Below are 823 nucleotides of genomic sequence, written 5' to 3' on the forward strand. Positions count from 1 at the left end.
GCAGCTAAACCAAACGCAGGTGATGACATTGTTAAACCAGCAGATAAGACAGTAGTAGCGAATCCAGAAAAACTTACAGATGCTGAGAAGAAAGCGATCGAAGATAAAGTTAAAGCTGTAAATCCAGGTGCAACAGTAGTTGTAGATGACAAAGGCAATGCGACAGTCACAACCCCAGCAGGTAAGACAGCAGTTATCCCAGCGTCAGACTTGACTAAGTCAGCAGCAGACGCAGCTAAACCAAATGCAGGCAACGATGTAGTTAAACCAGCAGATAAGACAGTAGTAGCGAATCCAGAAAAACTTACAGATGCTGAGAAGAAAGCGATCGAAGATAAAGTTAAAGCTGTAAATCCAGATGCAACAGTAGTTGTAGATGACAAAGGCAATGCGACAGTCACAACCCCAGCAGGTAAGACAGCAGTTATCCCAGCGTCAGACTTGACTAAGTCAGCAGCAGCAGATGCAGCTAAACCAAACGCAGGCAATGACATCGTTAAACCAGCAGATAAGACAGTAGTAGCAAATCCAGATGCGTTAACTCCAGAAGAGAAGAAAGCGATCGAAGATAAGGTTAAAGCAGTCAACCCAGGTTCAACTGTAGTAGTAGATGACAAAGGCAGTGCGACAGTCACAACCCCAGCAGGTAAGACAGCAGTTATCCCAGCGTCAGACTTGACTAAGTCAGCAGCAGATGCAGCTAAACCAAACGCAGGCAATGACATCGTTAAACCAGCAGATAAGACAGTAGTAGCAAATCCAGAAGCTCTCACTCCAGAAGAGAAGAAAGCGATCGAAGATAAAGTTAAAGCTGTAAATCCAG

Annotated in this window: 1 pseudogene; it reads left to right on the plus strand. The window is 44.6% G+C overall.

The features are described from left to right. Positions 1–823: pseudogene (locus D8845_RS10125) on the plus strand (hypothetical protein); the annotation flags it as partial.

Source organism: Streptococcus mitis, assembly GCF_003942865.1.
GTDB lineage: Bacteria > Bacillota > Bacilli > Lactobacillales > Streptococcaceae > Streptococcus > Streptococcus mitis_BI.